Below are 22,701 nucleotides of genomic sequence, written 5' to 3' on the forward strand. Positions count from 1 at the left end.
CCGGAGTTCTGCCAATCGCCACAAGGTTGCAAAAAGCCGGCGCATCGCGCACTCGGCTCTCCGTCATGGTAGCCGAACTCGAACAGATGCAAGCCCTGCGCGCCGCCGCGCTCGAATCCAAGGCCTGGCCGTACGAGGAAGCGCGCAAATTGCTCAAGCGCTATCCGAACGGGAAACCGGGCGGCGAGCCCGTGCTGTTCGAGACTGGCTACGGCCCCTCGGGCCTGCCGCATATCGGCACCTTCAACGAAGTGCTGCGCACGACGATGGTCCGCCACGCGTTCGAGACGTTGTCGGACATCCCGACCCGGCTGATCGCCTTTTCGGACGATATGGATGGGCTGCGCAAGGTGCCCGACAATGTCCCCAACAAGGAGATGCTGGCCCAGTATCTCGGCAAACCGCTGACGAAAATTCCCGACCCGTTCGGCACGCATGAGAGCTTTGCCGCGCATAACAATGCGATGCTGCGCGAGTTTCTCGACCGCTACGGCTTCGAGTATGAATTCGTCTCGTCGACCGATTATTATACCGGCGGCAAGTTCGACGACGCGTTGCGCAATGTCCTGCGCCATTACCAGGCAGTGATGGATATCATGCTGCCGACGCTGCGCGCCGAGCGGCGGGCGACTTATTCGCCGGTGCTGCCGATCAGCAAGAAGTCGGGGATCGTCCTCCAGGTGCCGGTCGAGGTGGTCGATGCCGAGGCCGGGATCGTCCGCTTCGAGGATGACGGCGAGACGGTCGAGCAATCGATCCTGTCCGGCGGCGCCAAGCTGCAATGGAAGGTCGATTGGGCGATGCGCTGGGTCGCGCTCGGCGTCGATTACGAAATGGCGGGCAAGGACCTGATCGATTCGGTCATCCAGTCGGGCAAGATCGCCCGCGCGCTCGGCGGCCGCCCGCCCGAGGGCTTCAACTACGAGATGTTCCTCGACGAAAAGGGCGAGAAGATCTCGAAGTCCAAGGGCAATGGCCTGTCGATCGACGAATGGCTGACTTATGGCCCCGACGAGAGCCTGGCTTTCTACATCTATCGCGAGCCGAAAAAGGCGAAGTCGCTCCATCTCGGGCTGATCCCGCGCGCGGTCGACGATTATTGGCAGTTCCGCGCGAATTATGCGGGCCAGCCGATCGAGCAGCGCCTGGGCAATCCGGTCCACCACATCCATAACGGCCCGCCGCCGGCCGAGACGCTGCCGGTGACGTTCGGGTTGTTGCTCAATCTCGTCGGGGTGATGGGCGGCGACGCGACCAAGGAGCAGGTCTGGGGGTATCTCGGCAATTACGTCGCCGATGCCTCGCCGGAAAAGTATCCGGCGCTCGACCAGTTGATCGGCTATGCGCTGGCCTATGCCCGCGATTTCGTCGCGCCGACGCTCAAGCGCCGCGCGCCCGAGGGGGTCGAAGTCGAGGCGCTGAAGCGGCTCGACGTCGACCTCGCCGCACTGCCCGCCGGTGCGAGTGCCGAGGACATCCAGAACATCGTCTACGAGATCGGCAAGAGCGGCGGGTTCGCCGAGCTGCGCGACTGGTTCAAGGCGCTGTACGAAACGCTGCTCGGATCGAGCCAGGGACCGCGCATGGGGAGCTTCATTGCGCTGTACGGGGTGGAGAATACGCGGAAGCTGATCGCCGAGGCATTGGCGCGATGAGGTGGTCCTAGCCCCTCGCCTCCAGGGGAGGGGTAGGAGGTGGGGCCTTTTCACAGGCGACACGGCTTGGGGCACCGCCCCACCCCAACCCCTCCCCCGAAGGGGAGGGGCTTGGTATGGCCGGCATGACGAAGGAGGTGATCGTGAGCCAAACCAAACGCGGTTCCATCCTCCGGGACTTCCTCAAGGACGAAGCCGCCGGCGGGATCGTCCTGATCGTCGCGGCCGTGCTCGCGATGATCGCGGCCAACTCGCCGCTCGCCGCCGACTATTTCCATCTGCTCCATATCGAAACCGGCCCGGTGCTCGCGCCCAAGCTCGGGCCGATGACGGTGCATCTATGGGTCAACGACGCGCTGATGGCGGGGTTCTTTTTTCTCGTCGGGCTCGAGATCAAGCGCGAGCTGATCGACGGCGAGCTATCGCGGCCCGCCGACCGCACCTTGCCGGTGATCGCGGCGGCGGCCGGGATGGCGGTCCCGGCGATCGTCTATCTCGCTGTCGTCGCCGGCGACCCCGCTTTGGCGCGCGGCTGGGCGATCCCGGCGGCGACCGACATCGCCTTCGCGGTCGGGGTGATGGCGCTGCTCGGATCGCGCGTGCCCGCCCCGCTCAAGCTGTTCCTGACCACTGTCGCGATCGTCGACGATATGGGCGCGGTGGCGATCATCGCGGTGGCCTATAGCCATGGCCTCGACCTCATCTCGCTGGCCGGCGCGGCGGTCGTGCTTGGGGTCATGATCGCGATGAACCGCGGCGGCGTCGTCCGCCTGCTGCCCTATATCGTCCTGTCCAGCCTGCTGTGGTGGCTGGTGCTGCGATCGGGCGTGCACGCGACGATCGCCGGCGTGCTCGCAGCGATGACGATCCCGATCCGGACCTCGCCGGGCGCGCCCGACAACGCCGAATCGCCGCTGCATCGGCTAGAGCACGCGCTCAGCCCGTGGATCGCGTTCATGGTGGTGCCGCTGTTCGGGTTCGCCAATGCCGGCGTGTCGCTGGGCGGCCAGGGGCTCCATGTCCTCGCCGAGCCGCTGGTCATCGCGGTCGCCGCGGGCCTGTTCGTCGGCAAGCAGACCGGCATGCTCGGCGCTGTTGCGCTCGCGGTAAGGCTGGGCTGGGCGGAGCGGCCGGGCGGGGCGTCGTGGACTCAGGTCTATGGCGTATTGCTGCTCGCCGGGATCGGCTTCACCATGAGCCTGTTCATCGGCGGGCTCGCGTTCGTCGATCCGGCGCTGATCGACCGGGTCAAGGTCGGGGTGCTGGTCGGATCGATCCTGTCGGGACTGGCAGGGTTCGTGGTGCTGCGCTGGGTGGCGCGGCCGGTGCGAGAGGCTTGATGCGCAAATTCTTCGATCCCCGGCAATTGCTCCACGCGCCGGCGCGTGAGCTGCACAATGGCGGCTTCACCGATTATGCCGAGACGCCGGCGCGCGCCGAGGCGATCCTGGCGGCGATCGGCGGAGCGGAAGCCCCTGAGGATCGCGCTGAGGCGCCGGTCCTGGCGGTGCATGATGCCGATTATGTCGCCTTTCTGAAGACCGCCGCGGCGCGCTGGGCGGAGGCGGGTCGGCCGGGTGATGCGGTCGGCTATGTCTGGCCGGTGGTCGGACGGCGGCCGCTCCGGCTCGATCGAATCGACGCGCTGCTCGGCCAGTATAGTTTCGACGCCTCGACCCCGATCACGCCGCACACCTGGGACAGCGCTTATTGGAGCGCGCAATCGGCGCTCGCCGCGACGCAGGCGGTGCTCGATGGCGAACGCGCCGCCTTCGCCTTGTGCCGCCCGCCCGGCCATCATGCCGGCGTCGATTATTATGGCGGCTATTGCCACCTGAACGCTGCGGCGATCGCGGCGCAGGCGGCGCGACATGCGGGCAAGCGCCGGGTCGCGATCCTCGACATCGACTATCATCACGGCAATGGCACGCAGGATATCTTCTGGTCGCGTGGCGATGTGTTCTACGCCTCGCTCCACGCCGACCCGGCGACCGATTACCCCTTTTACTGGGGCCATGAAGACGAGGTCGGCGCGGGCGACGGGCATGGCTCCACGCTCAACCTGCCATTGCCGCAAGGGACGACGCTCGATGCCTTTCGCCGCGCACAGGCCCGCGCGTTGCAGGCGATCGCCGATTTCGGCGCCGAGCTGCTGGTGGTTAGCTTCGGAGCGGACACCTATATCGGCGATCCCATCTCCGCTTTCAGGATCGAGACGCCCGATTATGCCGTGCTCGCCGCCGATATCGCCGCCGCGGGATTGCCGACCGTGATCGTGATGGAAGGCGGCTATGCGGTCGACGCGCTCGGCGAGAATGTCGCGAGCCTGTTGAGCGGCTGGTGAACGAGGCCGGGATTCTTAGGGACATCTTACGGGTCGATCACGCCGGGGAGGTCGGCGCTATCCGCATTTATCGCGCGCAGATCGCGATTGCCCGGCGCCGAGCACCGGACCTTGTCCCCGTGTTGCTCGAATCGCTGGGTGATGAGGTCAGTCACCGTGATTTCTTTGCGGCCTCGATGAACAAGCGGGGGATCGTTCCGTGCCACATGCTGAGCCTGTGGTGGAGCGGGGGAGTGATCCTGGGCGCCGTCACCGCGCTACTCGGTCGCGACGCCATCCTGACATGCACCGAAGCGGTCGAACGCACCGTTCACCGCCATATGAACGATCAAATCCTTTGGCTCGCCAGCCGGGATGCCGACCTGGCCGACGGGCTGGCAGCTATCCGCGATCAGGAAGTGGGTCATCTATTCGCTGCCCAAGCGGCTGGCGGCCGGCGACCGCGTTGGCTCGATGGTATGATCGCCGCGGTGACCGAGATGCTGGTATGGACATCGACCTATGGTGCATCGGCCCGCCTCGCGCGTGAGGTGCGCTGACCATGCCGCTGGCCAAGGGCAGCGCCGATTATCGCCGGTTGACGCTGGCGATGTTGTTCGCCGGATTCTCGACCTTCTCGCTGCTCTATTCGGCGCAGCCGTTGCTGCCGCTGTTCGCGCATGACTTCCACCTGAGCGCCGAAGCCGCGAGCCTGGCGGTCGGGCTCGCGACCGGGCCGCTGGCGGTTGGCATCCTGATCGCGGGCGCCTTGTCCGACCGCTGGGGACGGCGGCCGATGATGGTCGCGGCGATGTTCCTGGCTGGCGGGTTCAGCCTGGCGACCGCCGCGGCGCCGGGTTGGCCGGCATTGCTCGCCTTGCGCTTCCTGACCGGGGTGGCGCTGGCCGGCGTGCCGGCGGTGGCGATGGCCTATGTCAGCGAGGAGGTCGATCACGCCTCGGTCGGCTCGGCGATGGGCCTCTATATCGGCGGCAGCGCGATCGGCGGGATGGCCGGGCGGCTCGGGGTCAGCCTGTTGACCGATGTCGCGGGCTGGCGCGGCGCGGTGGCGTTGGTTGGGGTGGCGGGGATCGCGATGGCGGAGGCGTTTCGCCGGCTCGCCCCCGAATCGCGGCATTTCGTTCGCTCGGCGCCGCCGCTGGGCGAGGTGGCGCGCGGCTTCCTCGATCTGTTTCGCGACCGCGCGATGCAGCTGCTGTTTCTCGAGGCGTTCGTGCTGATGGGCGTATTCGTCAGCATCTATAATTATGCCGGCTTCCGGCTGATGGCGCCGCCCTATTCGCTGGGCCACGCCGCGGTCGGCGCGATCTTCCTGCTTTATCTGCTGGGGTCGTGGAGCTCGGCCTGGTTCGGCGGCGTCGCTGGGCGGCTGGGGCGCCGGCGCATCTTCTGGATGCCCGTCGTGCTGTTGATCAGCGGCGTGGCGCTGACCGCGGCCCGGCCGCTCGCCCTGATCGTGGCGGGGATCGGCGTCGTGACGATCGGGTTCTTCGGCGCGCATTCGATCGCCAGCGCCTGGGTGGGCCGCCGCTCGCTCGCGCAACGCGGACAGGCAGCGGCGCTCTATCTGTTCTTCTATTATGCCGGGTCGAGCGTGCTGGGGTCGTTGTGCGGGATTACCTGGACGCGCGCGGGATGGCCCGGGGTGGCGTGGTTCTGCGGGGCACTCGGCGCGATCGCGTTGATCCTGGGGCTGATCCTCAGGACGATCCCGCCGCTGCCGCAGAACGAGGTGACGCCGCCCAAGCCGCTCGGCACCGATTGAAATAATTTCGTCACGAGCGGGAACACGGCGCGACACGGCGCGTTTTTATCCAGCTTGAACGAAAGAGAGAGCATTTCGACGATCAGACGCTTCACGCGTAGGATCGTCTTAGGGAGCCCCGCCGCACCATGTGCGACGGGGCTTACTCTTTTGGGGCTGCTAGTTGATCCCGTTTGGTTGGTCCGGTGCCGTCGAAATTGGTTGGGACGGCACCTCTCCCACACGGCAACGACGCGGAAGCAAGTTCCGCGTCGTCGGTCGGCGCTGGAGCGCCGCCGGCCGTGCCCGCGCGTGCGCTCTTCGCCTTGCTCGTTCGCACCGGCGCGTAGCCTTGGGCTACGCGCCTCGCGCGGTCAGAGTTTCGACGTCAGCTCCGGCACGATCTTGAAGAGATCGCCGACCAGGCCGATGTCCGCGACCTGGAAGATCGGGGCGTCCTCGTCCTTGTTGATCGCGATGATCGTCTTCGAGTCCTTCATGCCCGCCAGATGCTGGATCGCGCCCGAAATGCCGATCGCCATATAGACTTCGGGGGCAACGATCTTGCCGGTCTGGCCGACCTGATAGTCGTTGGGGACATAGCCCGCATCGACCGCCGCGCGCGACGCGCCGACCGCGGCGCCGAGCTTGTCCGCGAGCGGCTCGATCACCGCGTGGAAGTTCTCGCTCGAGGCGAGCGCGCGGCCGCCCGAGACGATGACCTTGGCGCTGGTCAGTTCGGGGCGCTCGAGCTTGGCGATTTCCGACCCGACATAGGTCGACACCGACTGCTCCAGCCCGGCGCCGTCGGTCGACACGATTTTGGCGCTGCCACCCTCGGCCGCGGCCTTCTCGAACGCGGTGCCGCGCACGGTGATGACCTTCTTGGCATCCTTGGTCTGGACGGTGGCGATCGCGTTGCCGGCATAGATCGGGCGCGTGAACGTGTCCTCGCTCTCGACCGACAATATGTCGCTGATCTGCATCACGTCGAGCAATGCGGCGACGCGCGGCGCGATGTTCTTGCCGTTCGACGTCGCGGGCGCGAGGAACGCGTCGTGATCGCTCATCAATTTGACGATCAGCGGCGCGACGGTTTCGGCCAGCGGATGTTCGAGCGCGGCATTGTCGGCGGTCAGCACAGTGCTGACCCCGGCGATCTTCGCTGCTTCGGCGGCGACGGCATCGACGCCTGACCCGGCGACCAGCAGATCGACCTCGCCGAGCTTGGTAGCGGCGGTGACCACGGCGAGCGTGGCGTCCTTGACGGTCTTGCCGTCATGTTCGACCCAGACGAGCGTCTTCACTTGGCAACTCCCATCGCCTTGAGTTTGGCTACCAGCTCATCGACATCGGCGACCTTGACGCCGGCGGTGCGCTTGGGTGGTTCGACGACCTTGAGCGTCGTCAGCCGCGGCGTGACGTCGACCCCGTAATCGGCCGGCGTCTTCTGATCGAGCGGCTTCGACTTGGCCTTCATGATGTTGGGCAGCGACGCATAGCGCGGCTCGTTGAGGCGAAGATCGGTGGTGATGATCGCCGGCAGCGACAGCTTCTCGGTCTCCGACCCGCCATCGACTTCGCGCGTCACGGTGACGCTGTCCGACGTGAGTTCGACCTTCGATGCGAACGTTGCCTGACCGACGCCGAGCAGGCCCGCCAGCATCTGGCCGGTCTGGTTGTTGTCGTCATCGATCGCCTGCTTGCCCAGGATGACCAGATCGGGCTTCTCGGCGTCGACGATCGCCTTCAACAGCTTGGCGACGCCCAGCGGCTCGACCTTCTCGTCGCTGACCACCAGGATCGCGCGGTCGGCGCCCATGGCGAGCGCGGTACGCAAGGTTTCCTGCGATTTGGCCTCGCCAATCGACACGGCGACGATCTCGGTCACGCCCTTGTCCTTGAGGCGGATCGCCTCTTCGACCGCGATCTCGTCGAACGGGTTCATCGACATCTTGACGTTGGCCAGGTCGACCCCCGTCCCGTCCGCTTTCACGCGGGGCTTCACGTTATAGTCAAGCACGCGCTTGACCGGCACCAAGACTTTCATTCCATCCACTCCTGTGGTCCCAACTCCTTTCCCGGGGAGGAGAGGAGGAGGTAGTCCAAACCTTCTCCAGAGGGAGAAGGATAGCGAAGCTTGGTACCCCGGCCTTCGCCGGGGTGCCTGGCGGAGCTTGGATGAGGGGATATGCTCTCGATAGGGTGATCCCCTCACCCAGCTACGCCTAGGGCCTTGCTGCGCAAGATCCAAGTCTACGCAACCCTCTCCCGACGGGAGAGGGGAATATCAAGCCGCCTTCTTCACCTCGGCGACGATCTTCTGTGCCGCGTCGCCGAGATCGTTTGCGGGAACGATCGCCAGGCCGGAATTGGCCAGGATGTCCTTGCCCTGCTGGACGTTGGTGCCTTCGAGGCGGACGACCAGCGGCACGCTGAGGTTCACTTCCTTGGCTGCCGCGACGATGCCCTCGGCAATGATGTCGCAGCGCATGATGCCGCCGAAGATGTTGACCAGGATGCCCTTCACCGCCGGATCGCTCAGGATGATCTTGAACGCCGCGGTGACCTTTTCCTTGTTGGCGCCGCCGCCGACATCGAGGAAGTTGGCCGGAAACATGCCGTTCAACTTGATGATGTCCATCGTCGCCATCGCCAGGCCGGCGCCGTTGACCATGCAGCCGATATCGCCGTCGAGCTTGATGTACGCGAGGTCGTATTTCGACGCCTCGAGCTCGGCCGGATCTTCTTCGGTTTCGTCGCGCAGCGCGAGCAGGTCCTTGTGGCGGAACATCGCGTTCGAATCGAAACCGACCTTGGCGTCGAGCACCATCAGCTTGCCGTCGTCCGTGACGGCGAGCGGGTTGATCTCGATCTGGCTGGCATCGGTGCCGAGGAACGCATCATACAGCTTGCCGGCGACCGAGGCGGCCTGCTTGGCGAGGTCGCCCTTCAGGCCCAGCGCGGCAGCGACGGCGCGACCGTGATGCGGCATGAAACCGGTCGCGGGGTCGACGTCGAATGTGTGGATCTTTTCCGGCGTGTCATGCGCGACGGTCTCGATGTCCATGCCGCCTTCGGTCGAGACGACGAACGCGACTCGCCCGGTGACGCGGTCGACCAACGCGGCCAGGTAGAATTCCTTGGCGATGTCGACGCCGTCGGTGACGTAGAGACGGTTGACCTGCTTGCCGTGTTCGCCGGTCTGGACGGTGACCAGCGTGTTGCCGAGCATGTCGGCAGCGGCGGCGCGGACTTCGTCGAGCGTCTTGGCGAGGCGGACGCCGCCCTTGGCGTCAGGCCCCAATTCCTTGAACTTGCCCTTGCCGCGGCCGCCGGCATGGATCTGCGCCTTCACGACGTAGAGCGGCCCGGGCAGCTTCTTGGCGGCCTCGACCGCTTCGTCGACACTCATCGCGGCATAGCCCGCGGGCACCGGTACGCCGAATTTCGCGAGCAGTTCCTTGGCCTGGTATTCGTGGATGTTCATGAAGGGCCTTCTCTCGGGTTTTCGAAGAAAGGGAATGGAAAGGCCTTAAGCACAGCGGGAACGATGAATCCACCCCCGCTCGCCATGTGCGGGTAGGAGTTCTATAGCGAGCGCGATGACCTGGCTGTTCGGTATCCTGTTGTTCCTCGCCACCGTGATCGCGATGGAGGGGTTCGCCTATGTCATGCACCGCTGGGTGATGCACGGTCCCGGCTGGTTCCTGCACGCGAGCCATCATCGGCCGCGAACCGGGCGGTGGGAACTCAACGACCTTTACGCGGTGATCTTCGCATTGCCCTCGATCGTGCTGCTGCTCGGCGGCGTGCAACTCGGCTGGTGGTGGGGCAGTACCTGGATCGGCGCGGGAATCGCGGCTTACGGGGCGATCTATTTCGGCTTCCACGACGTCATCGTCCATCGCCGGGTCGCGACCCGCTATCTACCGCGATCGGCCTATATGAAGCGGATCATCCAGGCGCACCGACTGCACCATGTGGTCGAGACGAAGCGCGGCACGGTCAGCTTCGGCTTCCTCTGGGCACCGCCGCCGGAGGCGCTCAAGGCCGAACTCAAGCGCCGCGGCAATGCCGGGGTTCGCGCGCCGGCCGGCGATATCTCGCGCTAGAGACTGGCATAGCCGCGCGGTGATCCTCGACTGGCATTTCTATGCGCTGGCGATTCCGGCGGTGCTGATGCTCGGCCTGTCCAAAGGCGGGTTTGCGGGACTCGGCGCATTGTCGCTGCCGATGCTCGCCTTCGTCATTTCGCCGGTCCAGGCCGCGGCGATCCTGTTGCCGATCCTGATCGTGCAGGACGTGGTTGGGGTCTGGGCGTTCCGCCGCACCGTCGACTGGCGATTGCTCGGCTGGATGATGCCGGGGGCGATCCTGGGGATCGTGCTTGGTTATCTGTTCGCCGCGCGCTTGTCGGAAAGCGCGGTGCTCGGCGCGGTCGGCGCGATCTCCTTGCTGTTCGGCGCCTATCGCCTCTGGGCCGATCGCCACGGCCCGCCGCAAGTGGCCAAGGGGCTTCCGGAGTGGCTCGGCGCGCTGTTCGGCGTCGCGTCCGGGTTCACCAGCCAGATCGCGCATGCCGGCCAACCGCCGTTTCAGGTCTGGGTGTTGCCGCGCCGCCTGTCGCGCGACGTGCTGGTCGGGACGACCGCTATCTTCTTCGCCGCGGTCAACTGGATCAAGGTGCCGGCCTATATCGCGCTCGGCCAGTTCACCCATGCCAATCTGCTGACCGCGGCCGTATTGCTGCCGGTCGCGGTCGTCTCCACCTTCGCCGGCGTCTGGCTGGTGCGCCGCGTTTCCGCCGAGCGCTTCTATGTCGCGATTTACCTGTTGATGGTGCTGGTCGGCGCGAAATTGCTGTGGGACGCCTTCGCCTGACGGTATATCGGACCGGATCGGCCGGTCTTTGCCAAATGTTAAGAGCGGCTAAGCATAATGTGCGTCATGGACGCGCATATGTCCGGATCCGATCGAGCGGCTGAAGGCGACGACGATCATCGCCAGCAAGAGCGCGTGCCGATCGCCATACCGGCGCGATTACGCGATCGGCACTCCAACAAATATAATGTCCGCCTACTCGATCTCTCGGTCACCGGGTTCCGCGCGGAGGCGCATTATGCGCTCGACGCGGGGCAGATCGTCTGGCTGGCGATCCCCGGCATGCAGGGACTGGAAGCGACGGTCGCCTGGCGCCACGGTCTGGAGATCGGCTGCAGTTTCCGCCAGCCGCTCTATCCGCCGGTGCTCGATCACATCGTCAAGACGCTGGGGCATTAGGCCGTAGACTTCGAAAAAGCGGCCTGTCTGCTTCCGACCCCTAGCCGACAAGCTGGCGTCGCATTGATCCAATACGCTGACCCTTTCGTGACGATACCGATTGGGTGCCAGAATTTGGCCGGACGTGCCGATCGGCGAAGGGGAAGCGACGTTGGCAACAATGGCGAGCCCCGGCGCGACGCGGCTTACGGACGAACGCAGGTTCTTCGGAAGGGGGCCGGGCCTAATCGGGCCGGGATCGAAACAGGGGAGAAAAATCATGGCGACAGTCGCAGACGCTCAATTCGGGGAGCGCCGCGATGATCATCCATCGGGCATGCCGCGCGCAAATTCCGTCGACCGTTGGATATTCGTCGGTATGGCGCTCTGGTTTATCGCCATCGTCCTGGTGGGCTTCGTTCCGGATTCGATGATGAAGGTGGCGATGATCAAAGCTGGAGCGAGAGCGCCTTTTCCTTTCATTCTGCACGTTCACGCTGTGCTGATGGGCAGCTTTCTACTGCTCCTGCTTTCGCAAACGGTCATGGTCGCGACGGGACGCGGCGCGCTACACAAGCAAGTCGGCATCGCGGCCTATATGCTGGTACCAGCCCTGATAGGCGTTGGATTTCTCCTGGCGCCGACCATGTACTACCAGGTCTGGGGCGGGGCGAAATTCGGCCCGCCTAATGTCCGGTCAGCATTGGCGCCGATCGTGCCGATCGTGGAGAATATCCTGTTGCTTCAAATAAGCGCGGGCGTGCTCTTCGGCATTTTCATGACAATTGCACTGAAAGCGCGCGCAACGAACGCGGGACTGCACAAGAGGATGATCTTCCTCGCAACCGCGGTACCGCTCGGTGCAGCAATCGACCGGATGTCGTGGCTGCCCTCCAGCATGCCCGGGAGCCCATGGGCGAGTTACGTCTACGTGTTGGCCAGCCTTGCCCCATTGTTCGTCTGGGACCTGGTTCGTCACCGTCGGGTTCATCAGGCCTATTGGGTGTTCCTCGCGTTTTACATTCCTGCGACGACTTTGGTCGTCATGGCTTGGGACAAGCCTTGGTGGCATGCGACGGCGCATCGGATAATGCGCGTGTAACAAGCCTCCTATCGACCCGAAAGCGGTCGGGCTGGTGACGGCCCAGTTGCGGTCATTCGATCCAAATGGAACGGCAGAAAGTGTGCCGTCAGCGGTCCGTCAGCTTATGGTCGCCGCCTATTTGAAGCTGACGTTGCTCGAACGACGAGCAGGTCCACACACCGGGCCCAAGCGGCACCCGATTGCGTGCGACAAACGCCGCCAATAGGCTAGGCCGTTCTCTGGGTATCAGGTGGCAGATGCACGTGCCGGGACATGATCGCTAAATCGGCCTTCGCCACCATCGCGCCAACGCTGTCTCACAGCTAACAAAGGGGCCGCGCATGATCGCACTGACCGGATGCACATGAATGCGGCAGGATGCGGGAGAGGGACTGCGCGTGGCGCAAAACCTCGCTGGCGCCCAGCGGACCGCCGTGGCCCATATAAAAGCGTTTGGCGCCGCTCTCGACCAGGCGTTGCAGTTCGCGCGAGACTTTTTGGGGATCGTCTTCGAATGGCGGCCGGATGGCGTGCCCGTTGAACGCGATGCCACCAATCAGGATACCCGATGCGACCAGATCGCCGACGAGCGCATCTTGCGAGGACAGTTCGACGGCAATCGAGCCCGGCGTATGTCCGCCGGTGTGACGAACGACGCCTTCCGCGCCGAAGTCCCGCAGGTCCACGATGTCCCCGTTGCGCATCATGATGTCGGGCACGAAGCCTTCGTATGATTCGTGTGGCAAGGGGGTCTTGAAGAAGAGCTTGCCGACCGGGCCGGTCGGGCAGAACGTCATCGGTTCCTTGCGGCTGTAATAGCCGGCATCGTCCTCATGCGCCATGATCGGCGCGCCGGACAACTCGCGCAGCCGCGCAGCCCCGCCCGCGTGATCTGTATGGGCATGCGTCACGATGATGAGCTTGATGTCGTCGAACGACAGGTTGTTCTGCCTCAACACGCGCTCGAACTTGCGCTGCGAACCGGGGGTTCCAGCATCGACGAGGATACACCCTTCGTCGGTCTTGATCAGGTGTGCATTGACCATGTTGAAGGGGAAGATCGGAATGCGGACGATAGTCGTGGCAGACATTGGAATTTCCTTCATGATGTTGATGACGCACATGGCCTGACGCATGGCGCGTCAATCGTGCGGCGGGTGGCTGCTTTGATACCTTGCGGCTGCGGCGAGCACCGTCCCGCAGCCCGGACAGCGAAGACGGATTACATCCTTGCCGACCGGCGACACCGACGCGCCCGCATCGATCGTCGCCAGCGCGAAAGCTCTGACGAGATCGGCGATGTCGTCGGGCGCCTCCAGCGGCGAGAGGTGTCCAATATCCGGCAGCACATGGAGTCGTGCCTGCGGAATGCGCGTAAGAAGTTCGCGGCGCAGCACCTCCGGTGGATCGACCCGGTCATTCTCTCCCGATATCGCGATCACCGGCACGTCGATCTGCACGACCGCGGTGGTGATGTCTTCCTGGCTCGCGCACAGCGGCCACGCGCGTTTGGCGACGGCGGCCCCGGCCAGGCTATCTTCAATAACGACCTCTAGATCCGTAGCAGCAAGGCCGTTCGGCGCGAGAACCTGTTCGACCGTGGCGATGATGCTGTCGCGCGAACCGTAAGCGCCGACCATGGCCTCGCGAACATCGAGCGGGAGGCCCAGCGGCGATGGCGGCGAGGGCGCGACCAGGGCCAGTCCCACCAGCCCGCGCAGCCGGCGGGAGGCCATCAACTGGGCAACCTTCCCGCCCATAGAATGTCCGACGAGGATGTAACGCTCCAAATCGAGCGCCTCGACGACACCCTGCGCGTCGTCGGCCAAATCCGCCAAGGCATAGCCGCTCGCTGGCGCATCGGATCGTCCCCAGCCGCGCTGATCGATCGCGACGGTGCGGAAGTCAGGGGTCAATGCATGGATCACGTGCCGCCACGTGCGCGACGACCCGCCCCAATAATGCAGGAACACAAGCGCCGGGGCGCCGGCACCTTGCTGCGACACCTCGAGATTGATGCCGTTCGACCGGAGCATCATGACAATATCCTTTCGTGGACGCCGTGAATTGCCAGGACCATCGGCTGCGCCGCGTCGTGGCGGCGCGACCGGCGCCCGTCTTAGGCGGCGGCCTGGGCGATGAAGTCGGCCACCGCGGCGGGGTGCGAGAGCATGGGAACGTGGCCGCTTTCGACATGGGCGACGGTGGCGCCCATGCGCGCCGCCATCTTCTCCTGTTCGGCCGGCGGGATCGCGCGATCCTGCGTGCCGACCAGATAGAAGGCCGGCCGGCTTTTCCACGCGGCCTGGGTCAGCACACCGCCGAGCGCGGCACCGTTGATCGGTCCCTGCGCCGCGTCGAGCACGGCCTTTTCCGTCTCGTCTACATCCTGTGCAAACAGATCGAAGATGCCGGTACGGGTCAGCTTGAGAAACCCTTCCGCGTCCGGCTTGATCTCGGCGCCGAGCGGGGCAGCTTCGAACTGCGCGAACAGCGAGCCGGCGGATTCGCCCGCATCCGGAGCGAAGGCGTCGATATAGACAAGACGCGCTACCTTGGGGGCGTTGCCCGCCTCGCCGATCACGGCGCCGGCATAGCTGTGCCCGACCAGGACGACATCACCGTCAGTCAGCGCGATCGCGCGCCGCACGGCCGCCACATCCGCCTCGAACGTCGTCAGCGGTAGCTGGACGGTCGTCACCGAGAGCTCCTTTTCGACAAGAAGCGGGATTACCTTGGACCAGCTCGAGCCATCGGCCCATGCGCCATGTACCAGAATCACGTTCGAAATCGCCGTCATCGTTCTTCTCCATCTTTCAATCGGCGGGCTTTGGCCGTTTGCGTCGATGGATCTGATCTAGGCTTTGTCGGGCGCGGCAGAAATGACATATATCCGGCTTATTCTGCCAAAGGAGATTCGCCAGAATGCCAAGTCCGGAGGTTAACCGTTCCATTTGGTTTATCGTCTTCCCGGGCTTCGAGCTGCTCGATCTCGGCGGGCCACTATGTGCCTTCAACCTGGCGATCGACTTCCACCGGGCCGCTTACGACGTTCACGTCGTTTCGACATCGGGCGGACTCGTTCGGGGTTCGTCAGGCGTCGCCATCGACACCGTAGCCCCGCCATCGCCCGACCATTTCGATACGCTGGTTGTCGTGGGTGCGGCGGCAGCCGAGACGCTTTATGCTCAATCCGAGACTGCAGCGCTCGTTGCGGCACTGGCGCCGCGTGCGCGTCGCAAGGCGAGTGTCTGCACCGGGGCCTATCTTCTCGCGGCCGCCGGCGTGCTCGACGGGCACCGCGCCACGACGCACTGGCGTTATGTCCCGGAATTTCAGCGGCGCTTTCCCGCGATTAAGGTCGATGCCGATCGGATATTCGTTCGCGAGGATGATGTTTGGACCTCGGCCGGCATCACCGCCGGCATCGACCTCGCGCTGGCGATGATCGAGGAGGACTGCGGCGTGGAGGTGTCCAAGGCCATCGCCCGCGATCTCGTCGTGTATCATCGCCGCAGCGGAGGGCAGTCACAATTCTCGACGATGCTCGATCTGGAACCGGGTCCGGGCCGAATCCGCGAAGCACTCGCCTATGCCCGCGCGCATCTGACCGAACGCTTGTCGGTCGAGCAACTGGCGGGTGTCGCCATGATCAGCCCGCGCCAGTTCGCGCGCCAATTCGCCGCCGAGACGGGTGAAACGCCGGCACGCGCGGTCGAGCGCCTCCGGTGCGAAGCCGCGCTCCCGCAGATTGAAGGCACGACTGAACCGCTTGACCAGATCGCGTTGCAGGTCGGCTTCGGCGACGTGGAACGGATGCGCCGTGTCTGCCTGCGCATCTACGGACAACCCCCGCAGGCATTGCGCCGCAAGAGCCGCCATCGGGAGGCATAAGTACCGGTCGTCGTGCGCATTTCTGGGCTTGCGGCGCCTTTCATTCACGTCGCCAGTCGAACAGGACGAGCGAAGGAGGTCGGCGTCAGGGCTCTCCAGCTTTCCAATGTGAATGTGATGGAAGAGAACCTCCGACTCTCAGACTGCCGGGGGAAACCCTACCGGCAGCAAAGTCTCCGATGTCGACTGTTCCGGCCGATGGGGCGAGCAGGTTGAACGAGGGGCAGGTTTCGGGCTCGCGCGTAGCGATGCTGAATGGCTGGGATTGGGGCGCTTTGCAGGCGATCCCATATGCGCTGGGGCGAAGGGCAGGTGCCAACCCCAATTGCAGATTCACGAGTCGGCGCTTCCCACGCTATGTCGAGCAAATGGCAATGAAGCGCTTCTTGTTTGTTTGCAGTCAAAATCGACTACGCAGCCCGACCGCGGAACAGGTTTTCTCTCAGCGATCCGATATTGAGGTCATGTCCGCCGGAACCAACAACGACGCCTGCAACCCTCTGACAGCCGAATTGGTTGAGTGGGCAGACTTCATCGTAGTTATGGAGAGGACGCATCGTAACAAGCTCCAGAAGCGATTCTACAGTGCGCTGAAGAGCAAGCGGATCATTTGCCTCGATATCCCCGATGAATATGAGTTCATGGACCCCGGCCTGGTTCGACTGCTCCAAGCACGCATGATGCGGCACTTACCCGCATCCTCGCCGGTCGAGGCTGATTGACCGCCCCCCCCAAACGCGCACGTTAGGTGCCGATGCGAATGAACGGCGGCTTTCGGGGTTATCAAGGGAAGCGCTGAACGGCTGAGTTTGGGGCGCATAACGGTCACTGGATCGAATGAGATCGCATGACCGCTTCCCACCCTAGTCGGCCATTCAGTCCTTTTGCCAATAGCGGTCGTTATAGGCTCGCGACCCCGGGGCCGCGCCGAACGGCGCCGTGTTCCTGCGGAAGCAGGAACACCGGGGTTACGCAAGACTGCGCGGGCTCTTGGCTCCGGCCTTCGCAGGAGCACTGCGGGATTGGCTGCCGCCTCAGTCGAACAGGCTGGAAACCGAGCTCTCGTCCGCAATCCGCCGGATCGCTTCGGCGAGCAACGGCGCGATGGTCAGGTGGCGGACCTTTTTCGCGGCGGCGATCGTCGCGTGGTTGCCGATCGAATCGGTGATGACCAGTTCTTCGAGCACCGATCCCTCGACCCGCGCGATCGCGCCGCCCGACAGCACGCCGTGGGTGACATAGGCGACGACGCCCGCGGCGCCCGCTTCCTTCAGCGCGGCGGCCGCGTTGCACAACGTGCCGGCCGAATCGACGATGTCGTCGATCAGGATGCAGAAGCGTCCCTCGACATCGCCGATGATGTTCATCACTTCTGATTCGCCGGCGCGTTCGCGGCGCTTGTCGACGATCGCCAGCGGCGCGTTGTCGAGCCGCTTGGCGAGCGCGCGGGCGCGCACCACGCCGCCGACGTCGGGTGACACGACCATCAGATTCTTGTCCGAATGCCGCGCCAGGATATCGGTCGACATGACCGGAGCGGCGAACAGATTGTCGGTTGGAATGTCGAAGAAGCCCTGGATCTGGCCGGCGTGCAGGTCGACCGACAGCACGCGATTGGCGCCGGCAACGGTGATCAGATTGGCGACCAATTTGGCCGAGATCGGGGTGCGCGGGCCAGGCTTCCGGTCCTGGCGGGCATAGCCGAAATAGGGCAGCACCGCAGTGATCCGCTTGGCCGACGCGCGCTTCAGCGCATCGATGCAGATCAGCAATTCCATCAAATTGTCGTTGGCCGGGAATGCCGTCGATTGCAGGACGAAGACGTCCTCGCCGCGGACATTCTCGTTGATCTCGACGAAGATCTCTTCGTCGGCGAACCGCCGCACGAGCGCATCGGTCAGCGGCAGTTCGAGATAGCCGGCAATCGCCTTGGCCAGTGGCAGGTTCGAATTGCCGGTCATCAACTTCATTGGTGCTCGCCCTTTCGAGGTTTGCGCGCCTCCTTAGAAGGGAGTCTGCAGCCGGTCCAGCACCCCGCGTTCGGTGATGTAGCCGGTGACCAGCCGTGCGGGCGTGACGTCGAAAGCGGGGTTATAGGCATCGGACTGAGTCAGCCGCACCGTTTCCAGCCCGTGATCGGTCGCGCCGGTGATCTCGGTCAGTTCGGCAGGGGAGCGCTCCTCGATCGGAATCGCTTCGCCGCTCGGCGTCGCGGCGTCGAAAGTGGTGTAGGGCAAAGCGACATAGAAGGGCACGCCGGTGTCGTGCGCGGCAAGCGCCTTCAGATACGTGCCGATCTTGTTGCAGACGTCGCCATTGGCGGTGACGCGATCGGTGCCGACGATCACCGCGTCGACCTGACCGCGCGCCATCAGCAAACCGCCGGCATTGTCGGCGATCAGGGTGTGCGGGACGCCATGGTTGCGCAGCTCGAACGCGGTCAGCAGCGCGCCCTGGTTGCGCGGCCGCGTCTCGTCGACCCACACGTGCAGGGGCAGGCCGGCGTCATGCGCGAGATAGATCGGCGCGGTCGCGGTGCCGTAATCGACCGTCGCCAGCCAGCCGGCATTGCAATGCGTCAGGATGTTGAGCGGGCGATCGGGATTCTTCGCATGGAGGTCGCGCAGCAACGCCAGGCCGTGCTCGCCGATCGCTCGGCACAAACGCTCGTCCTCATCGACGATCGCCTGAGCGCGCGTGAAAGCGGCGGCGGCGCGGTCCACGAGGGGCAGCGGGCGCACTGCGGCGGCGACCTGATCGAGCGCCCATTTGAGATTGATCGCGGTCGGACGCGTCGCGTTCAGCCGGGCATAAGCGGCGTCGATCGCGGCGTCGCCCGGATCGGCGGCGATCGCCATCGCCAGGCCATAGCCGCCGACCGCGCCGATCATCGGTGCGCCGCGCGTCCACATGTCGCGGATCGCCACCGCCGCCTCGTCCTCGGTCCTGAGCTCGACCCAGCGCACTTCCCAGGGAAGCTGGCGCTGGTCGAGGATGCGCGCGCCCTTGCCGTCGGCGGTCGGCGTGATCGACCGCGTGCGTTCACCGCCCAGGATCATGGCAGTATCTCGGCAAAGCTGGCCACGTCGCCCGGGCCGGTATCGCGGTCGATCAGCAGCGCGGGCAGGCCGGCCGATTTCGCCGCATCGGTCTCGGCGGCGACATCGGACACGAACAAGATATCGGCGGGGTCGAGTTCCAGCGCGGCGGCGATTTTGACGTAGGATTCGGCTTCGCGCTTGGGCCCTGTGGTCGTGTCGAAATAGCCGGAAAGGTAGCCGGTCAGGTCGCCTGCCTCGCTATGTCCGAAGATCAGCTTCTGCGCCTCGATCGATCCGGACGAATAGATGCACAGCCTGATCCCCGCCTCGCTCCAGCGTTTCAGCGCCACGGGCGTGTCGGGATAGACATGCGCCTTGAGTTCGCCCGCTTCATAGCCTTCGCGCCAGATGCGCCCCTGAATGTCCTTGAGCGCGGTTTCCTTGGCGTCGATATCCATCCAGCCGAGCAAGGTCGCGACCGGATCGCCCGGCGGCATCGCGGCAAGGACCGGCGCGATCTCCTCGCGATGGATCGGCACCCAGGCGGGAATGCGCGCCCGGGCATAAGGGAACAGCACATCGGCGACATAGGCGATGCTGGTGGTGGTCCCCTCGATATCGAGCAGGATGGCCTTGGGCGGGGTCGGGGTCACGCTGTTTCCATCGTTCGTATTTGGTGATCCGGATCGCCGGGGCGAACGGACTGGATAGGCTGTCAGCCTGACGCGCGCTCGTGGCGCGGGAAGCGGTCGGCGATGGAGTCGCCAGTGAATTTCGCGACCCAGCCGTCGGGATTCTCGAACAGCCGGATCACGGTGAAATCCGGCTCGGGACCCATGTCGAACCAATGGCGCATGCCGGCCGGAACCGAGATCAGGTCGCCGGCGGTGCACAAGATCGCGTGGATGCGGTCGTCGTCGGTGCGCAATGTGAACAATCCTTCGCCGGCGACGAAGAAGCGTACTTCGTCCTCCGAATGGCGATGCTCGGACAGGAATTTCTCGCGCATCGCCGCGCGATCGGGATGATCGGGGGTCACGCCGATGATGTCGACCGACTGATAACCCTGTTCGGCCTTCAATTTGGCGATCTCGGGCGCATAAGTGGTAAGCACGGCGTCGGTGTCGGCGCCGGCGGTGTCGCGCAGCGGCCAGCGTTCGTAGCGCACGCCGATCCGCTTCAGCGCATCGCCGATCCATTTGGGGTCGCTGGTGTCGAGCACCGCAGTGTCGCCGTCATCGGCGGTAAAGACGCGAAGGCGAGTCATGACGCGCTATCCCTGAAACTGCGTTCGGCCAGTTCGGCGGCGATCAGCCACTCGACGGCTTCGAGCACGCGCTCGGCTTCGTCAAGGTCCTTGCCCCAGGCATAGAGGCCATGGTCGCGGATCAGATAAGCAGGCGCTGCGCCGGACCGTGCCAATGCCGGAGCGATTGCCGCTTCGATGACATTCATGTCCTGGCTGTTGTCGACGATCGGCAGCGCGATTTCGGTTTCGTGCGTGGTCTGGCCGGGAAACACCTTGAGCAATTCGTGGCCGGCGAAATGCCAGGCTTTCAGGTCGCGAAAGGCGCGAGTCAGCCCGACCGCTTGCGGCGAATGGCCGTGGAGCACAGCCCCGGCTGCGGGAAATTGGCGATAGATCGAGAGATGGAGATGCGTCTCCGCCGATGGCCTGCCCGCGCCGACGACATGACCCTCCCTATCGAGGCGCAGCACGCCGTCTTCGCTCAGGCGCCCCTTGTGCCAGCCCGACGCGGTCACCGCGAAGCCGTCGTCGAGCCTGACCGAATAATTGCCCGCCGTCGCCGGAGCCCAGCCGCGCGCGTCGAGGCGGCGGCCGACCGCGATGATCCCCGCCCGTGCGGCGTCGAAGCTGCTCGTCGTCATGCCGGCCACTTACGGCGACTCGCGGCGACGCGCCAGCACGCGGCTCCGGCAAAAAAATCGGGCGCCGCTCCGGGTGAAGCCGCGCCCTTAGGGGAGGAAAGTGTATCGGCCGACCATGAACGTGTCGGAAGAGATCGACCAGCAGGAATGGTAACCGGTGTCAGTTTTCGGCGCAAGCACGTTGACTGCTTGTCAATGACACCGGTTTCCCATAATTTCGCCGGACCGGATGCAATCGCACGGTCCGGGCAGGGACGCGAAGGCAGAGGGGCAACAGATCCCACCAGCGATGTGCCGGTGACAGAAGGAGGGGATCGCGCGAATGCGACTGAATCGACGCGAATTGATCGGTACGGGCGCCGCCGCAATGTCGCTGCTGGCTTTGCCCGGTTGGGCGGCGATCGCCGATCCCTGGGTTGGCGCGTCCGAGATCCTGGCGCGGATTCGTCCGCCGCGCATTCCGGCGCGCTCGGTCAGCATCGTCGAACATGGCGCGAAGGGTGATGGCGTCACGCTGAATAGCCGCGCCTTCGCGGCGGCGATCGCCGCGCTGTCGAGCAAAGGTGGCGGACGTGTAATCGTTCCTGCGGGTCGCTTCCTCACCGGGCCGATCCATCTTGACTCGAATATCGAGCTCCATGTCGGCGATGGCGCGACCATCCTGTTCAGCACCGACCCCGCCGACTTCCCGATCGTACTGACGCGGTTCGAAGGCGTCGAGATGATGGGGCTGTCGCCGCTGATCTATGCGCATTGCAAACGCAACGTCGCGATCACCGGCACGGGCACGCTCGATGGCCAGGGCAGCGGGCAACATTGGTGGTCGTGGAAAGGGCCATGGAAAGGCACGGTGGATGGCGGCTGGCGCGACGGGATGCCCGACCAGCGCGCCGCGCGCCGCCGGCTGTTCGACATGGCCGAGCGCCGCGTGCCGGTAGAGAAACGCATATTCGGCGCGAGCGACTATCTGCGCCCCGCCTTCATCGAACCCCATGGCTGCGACAACGTGCTGATCGAGGGCGTCAAGTTGCGCGGCGCCCCGTTCTGGCAAGTCCACCCGGTGCTGTGCCGCAACGTCATCGTGCGCAACCTCGATATCCTGGGGCATGGCCCCAACAACGACGGCTGCGATCCCGAATCGTGCACCGACGTGCTGATCGAGAACGTGCTGTTCGACACCGGCGACGATTGCATCGCGGTCAAATCGGGCCGCAACGAGGATGGCCGGCGAGTTGCGGTCCCGAGCCGGAACTTCGTCATCCGGGACTGCACGATGCGCGAAGGTCATGGCGGGATCACCATCGGCAGCGAGATTTCGGGCGGCTGCGGCAACGTCTTCGCCGAGCGTTGCACGATGGACAGCCCCAATCTCGATTACGCGATCCGGTTCAAGAACAATGCGATGCGCGGCGGGCTGCTCGAAGGATTCCATTATCGCGACATCGCGGTCGGCGAGGTCAAGCGCGCGGTGATCGCCTGTGATTTCAATTATGAAGAAGGCGCCAAGGGCGCGTTCACGCCGGCGCTGCGCGACGTGACAATCGAGCGGATCGCCGCGCGCCGCTCGATAATGGCGCTCGATGCGCAGGGGCTGCCCAATGCGCCGATCGAGCGCGTGCGGCTAAGCGATTGCGCGTTCGACGGAGTCACCAGGCCGAGCAGGATCGCCTATACCAACGGACTGGTGCTCGATCGCGTGCGCGTCAACGGCGCTCCGGTCACGCAGCTCTGAAGGAGCGGCTCAAATAAGCGGCCGTAAAGGGCCGAATAATCGGTATTGATACCGG

The 22,701-nt window shown here is 64.8% G+C and carries 23 protein-coding genes; 12 read left to right on the plus strand and 11 right to left on the minus strand.

Annotated features, from left to right (window positions below; translation table 11 throughout):
• Positions 1–65 precede the first annotated feature (65 nt).
• The 5 genes from SPR01S_RS02070 (at position 66) to SPR01S_RS02090 (ending at position 5,764) form a co-directional block, all read left to right on the plus strand.
• On the plus strand, positions 66–1,655 hold the full coding sequence (locus SPR01S_RS02070) for a lysine--tRNA ligase (RefSeq protein WP_245661831.1): 1,590 nt from the start codon (positions 66–68) through the stop codon (positions 1,653–1,655).
• A 143-nt stretch (positions 1,656–1,798) separates the two neighbouring features.
• The gene (gene nhaA, locus SPR01S_RS02075; RefSeq protein WP_245661832.1) at positions 1,799–2,995 is read left to right on the plus strand and encodes a Na+/H+ antiporter NhaA; all 1,197 of its coding nucleotides are present in this window, start codon (positions 1,799–1,801) and stop codon (positions 2,993–2,995) included.
• Entirely contained in the window at positions 2,995–3,999 is a 1,005-nt protein-coding gene (locus tag SPR01S_RS02080; protein ID WP_066584231.1) for a histone deacetylase family protein, read from the plus strand. Before nhaA ends, SPR01S_RS02080 begins: the two co-directional genes overlap by 1 nt.
• Complete coding sequence (locus SPR01S_RS02085; protein WP_169803350.1) at positions 3,996–4,538, plus strand: demethoxyubiquinone hydroxylase family protein; 543 nt, start codon at positions 3,996–3,998, stop codon at positions 4,536–4,538. The genes SPR01S_RS02080 and SPR01S_RS02085 overlap by 4 nt, the downstream gene beginning before the upstream one ends.
• 2 nt (positions 4,539–4,540) lie before the next feature.
• Positions 4,541–5,764 carry an MFS transporter gene (locus tag SPR01S_RS02090; protein ID WP_066584237.1) on the plus strand — a complete coding sequence of 408 codons (1,224 nt, stop codon included), beginning with the start codon at positions 4,541–4,543 and terminating at the stop codon, positions 5,762–5,764.
• Positions 5,765–6,117: 353 nt separating this feature from the next.
• Here SPR01S_RS02090 and SPR01S_RS02095 read toward each other — a convergent pair whose 3' ends face one another.
• The 3 genes from SPR01S_RS02095 to sucC form a co-directional block, all read right to left on the minus strand.
• On the minus strand, positions 6,118–7,050 hold the full coding sequence (locus SPR01S_RS02095) for an electron transfer flavoprotein subunit alpha/FixB family protein (RefSeq protein WP_066584239.1): 933 nt from the start codon (positions 7,048–7,050) through the stop codon (positions 6,118–6,120).
• Complete coding sequence (locus SPR01S_RS02100) at positions 7,047–7,793, minus strand: electron transfer flavoprotein subunit beta/FixA family protein (protein WP_066584242.1); 747 nt, start codon at positions 7,791–7,793, stop codon at positions 7,047–7,049. The genes SPR01S_RS02095 and SPR01S_RS02100 overlap by 4 nt, the downstream gene beginning before the upstream one ends.
• Positions 7,794–8,033: 240 nt before the next feature.
• Positions 8,034–9,233 carry an ADP-forming succinate--CoA ligase subunit beta gene (gene sucC, locus SPR01S_RS02105; RefSeq protein ID WP_066584244.1) on the minus strand — a complete coding sequence of 400 codons (1,200 nt, stop codon included), beginning with the start codon at positions 9,231–9,233 and terminating at the stop codon, positions 8,034–8,036.
• Between the two features lie 115 nt (positions 9,234–9,348).
• On the opposite strand from sucC, the gene SPR01S_RS02110 reads away from it, so the two are divergent.
• The 4 genes from SPR01S_RS02110 (at position 9,349) to SPR01S_RS02125 (ending at position 12,107) form a co-directional block, all read left to right on the plus strand.
• Entirely contained in the window at positions 9,349–9,858 is a 510-nt protein-coding gene (locus SPR01S_RS02110) for a sterol desaturase family protein (protein ID WP_066584246.1), read from the plus strand.
• 67 nt (positions 9,859–9,925) lie between these two features.
• Positions 9,926–10,627 (plus strand): sulfite exporter TauE/SafE family protein, encoded by a 702-nt coding sequence (locus tag SPR01S_RS02115; protein WP_066584376.1) that lies wholly within the window; start codon positions 9,926–9,928, stop codon positions 10,625–10,627.
• 78 nt (positions 10,628–10,705) lie between these two features.
• A complete protein-coding gene (locus SPR01S_RS02120) occupies positions 10,706–11,026 on the plus strand; it encodes a PilZ domain-containing protein (protein ID WP_169803351.1) in 321 nt (106 codons plus the stop codon).
• Positions 11,027–11,285: 259 nt separating this feature from the next.
• Complete coding sequence (locus SPR01S_RS02125; protein WP_218016688.1) at positions 11,286–12,107, plus strand: hypothetical protein; 822 nt, start codon at positions 11,286–11,288, stop codon at positions 12,105–12,107.
• A 305-nt stretch (positions 12,108–12,412) separates the two neighbouring features.
• Here the strand turns inward: SPR01S_RS02125 and SPR01S_RS02130 are convergent, their stop codons facing one another.
• The 3 genes from SPR01S_RS02130 to SPR01S_RS02140 form a co-directional block, all read right to left on the minus strand.
• A complete protein-coding gene (locus SPR01S_RS02130) occupies positions 12,413–13,180 on the minus strand; it encodes an MBL fold metallo-hydrolase (RefSeq protein WP_066584381.1) in 768 nt (255 codons plus the stop codon).
• Between the two features lie 51 nt (positions 13,181–13,231).
• Positions 13,232–14,125, minus strand: a complete 894-nt coding sequence (locus SPR01S_RS02135; RefSeq protein WP_245661833.1) for an alpha/beta fold hydrolase — start codon at positions 14,123–14,125, stop codon at positions 13,232–13,234.
• 83 nt (positions 14,126–14,208) lie between these two features.
• Positions 14,209–14,889, minus strand: a complete 681-nt coding sequence (locus tag SPR01S_RS02140) for an alpha/beta fold hydrolase (RefSeq protein ID WP_066584253.1) — start codon at positions 14,887–14,889, stop codon at positions 14,209–14,211.
• 125 nt (positions 14,890–15,014) lie between these two features.
• Between SPR01S_RS02140 and SPR01S_RS02145 the strand changes: the two genes are divergently transcribed.
• The gene (locus SPR01S_RS02145; RefSeq protein ID WP_066584256.1) at positions 15,015–15,983 is read left to right on the plus strand and encodes a GlxA family transcriptional regulator; all 969 of its coding nucleotides are present in this window, start codon (positions 15,015–15,017) and stop codon (positions 15,981–15,983) included.
• Positions 15,984–16,195: 212 nt separating this feature from the next.
• Positions 16,196–16,705 (plus strand): low molecular weight protein tyrosine phosphatase family protein, encoded by a 510-nt coding sequence (locus SPR01S_RS02150; protein ID WP_369405253.1) that lies wholly within the window; start codon positions 16,196–16,198, stop codon positions 16,703–16,705.
• Between the two features lie 312 nt (positions 16,706–17,017).
• Here the strand turns inward: SPR01S_RS02150 and SPR01S_RS02155 are convergent, their stop codons facing one another.
• The 5 genes from SPR01S_RS02155 to mtnB form a co-directional block, all read right to left on the minus strand.
• Entirely contained in the window at positions 17,018–17,953 is a 936-nt protein-coding gene (locus SPR01S_RS02155; RefSeq protein ID WP_066584259.1) for a ribose-phosphate pyrophosphokinase, read from the minus strand.
• A 33-nt stretch (positions 17,954–17,986) separates the two neighbouring features.
• On the minus strand, positions 17,987–19,042 hold the full coding sequence (gene mtnA, locus SPR01S_RS02160; protein ID WP_066584261.1) for an S-methyl-5-thioribose-1-phosphate isomerase: 1,056 nt from the start codon (positions 19,040–19,042) through the stop codon (positions 17,987–17,989).
• Positions 19,039–19,677, minus strand: a complete 639-nt coding sequence (gene mtnC, locus SPR01S_RS02165) for an acireductone synthase (protein ID WP_066584263.1) — start codon at positions 19,675–19,677, stop codon at positions 19,039–19,041. Before mtnC ends, mtnA begins: the two co-directional genes overlap by 4 nt.
• A gap of 62 nt (positions 19,678–19,739) precedes the next feature.
• Positions 19,740–20,291, minus strand: coding sequence for a 1,2-dihydroxy-3-keto-5-methylthiopentene dioxygenase (locus tag SPR01S_RS02170; RefSeq protein WP_066584265.1), 552 nt, complete (start codon positions 20,289–20,291; stop codon positions 19,740–19,742).
• Positions 20,288–20,914 (minus strand): methylthioribulose 1-phosphate dehydratase, encoded by a 627-nt coding sequence (gene mtnB, locus SPR01S_RS02175; protein WP_066584273.1) that lies wholly within the window; start codon positions 20,912–20,914, stop codon positions 20,288–20,290. Before mtnB ends, SPR01S_RS02170 begins: the two co-directional genes overlap by 4 nt.
• Before the next feature lie 322 nt (positions 20,915–21,236).
• On the opposite strand from mtnB, the gene SPR01S_RS02180 reads away from it, so the two are divergent.
• Positions 21,237–22,646, plus strand: a complete 1,410-nt coding sequence (locus SPR01S_RS02180; protein WP_066584275.1) for a glycoside hydrolase family 28 protein — start codon at positions 21,237–21,239, stop codon at positions 22,644–22,646.
• Positions 22,647–22,701: the final 55 nt, after the last annotated feature.

This window comes from Sphingomonas pruni NBRC 15498, assembly GCF_001598455.1.
Lineage (GTDB): Bacteria > Pseudomonadota > Alphaproteobacteria > Sphingomonadales > Sphingomonadaceae > Sphingomonas > Sphingomonas pruni.